General features: G+C 57.9%; 1 protein-coding gene. It reads right to left on the reverse strand.

Features of this window, described 5'->3' with window-relative positions:
* Positions 1-1,143, reverse strand: a 1,143-nt coding sequence (locus tag E1573_RS26815; RefSeq protein WP_165957387.1) for an immunoglobulin-like domain-containing protein, incomplete at both ends; no start/stop codon positions are given.

The following is a 1,143-nucleotide window of genomic DNA, read 5'->3' on the forward strand; positions in this document are numbered from 1 at the left end:
TCTTTCGCCGCGTCTGCGGTGACTTCGACCTTGGTGTTTTGCACCGTGTCTTCAACGGTTGCAGTTGCATTCGCGCCTTTGAGGTCGGTGCCTTCGAAGTTGCCGCCATTCACTTCAGTGACGGTGGCAGTGACCTTGCTGGCGTCGGTGTAGACGTCTTCGATGTTGGCGTTCGGGACTTCGAGTTTGCCGTAACCCTTGTCATCGACGGTGACGAAGTAGTCTTTGCCCGCGACGTTGACGGTCAGCACGGCGGTGCTGCCGGCCTGTGGCGGATTGCTCAGCTGGAAGTGGAAGGTAACGTTGGCGTCGCCTTCTTTCGCCGCATCCGCGGTCACTTCGACCTTGGTGTTTTGCACCGTGTCTTCAACGGTTGCGGTCGCATTAGCGCCTTTGAGGTCGGTGCCTTCGAAGTTGCCGCCATTCACTTCAGTGACGGTCGCGGTGACCTTGCTGGCGTCGGTGTAGACGTCTTCGATGTTGGCGTTCGGGACTTCGAGTTTGCCGTAACCCTTGTCGTCGACGGTGACGAAGTAGTCTTTGCCCGCGACGTTGACGGTCAGCACGGCGGTGCTGCCGGCTTGCGGTGGATTGCTCAGCTGGAAATGGAAGGTGACGTTAGCGTCGCCTTCTTTCGCGGCATCCGCAGTCACTTTGACCGTGGTGTCCTGGATGGTGTCTTTGACATCAACGGTCACCGAGGCATCTTTCAGGTCAGTGCCTTCGAAGTTGCCGCCGTTCACTTCAGTCACAGTCGCAGTGACTTTGCTGGCGTCGGTGTAGACGTCTTCGATGTTGGCGTTCGGCACCTCAAGTTTGCCGTAACCCTTGTCATCGACGGTGACGAAGTAATCCTTGCCGCCGACATTGACGGTCAACACGGCAGTGGAACCGGCCTGTGGCGGGTTGCTCAGCTGGAAATGGAAGGTGACATTGGCGTCGCCTTCTTTCGCCGCGTCTGCGGTGACTTCGACCTTGGTGTTTTGCACCGTGTCTTCAACGGTTGCAGTTGCATTCGCGCCTTTGAGGTCGGTGCCTTCGAAGTTGCCGCCATTCACTTCAGTGACGGTGGCAGTGACCTTGCTGGCGTCGGTGTAGACGTCTTCGATGTTGGCGTTCGGGACTTCGAGTTTGCCGTAACCC

Source organism: Pseudomonas sp. H9, assembly GCF_004353925.1.
In the GTDB taxonomy this organism is placed as follows: domain Bacteria; phylum Pseudomonadota; class Gammaproteobacteria; order Pseudomonadales; family Pseudomonadaceae; genus Aquipseudomonas.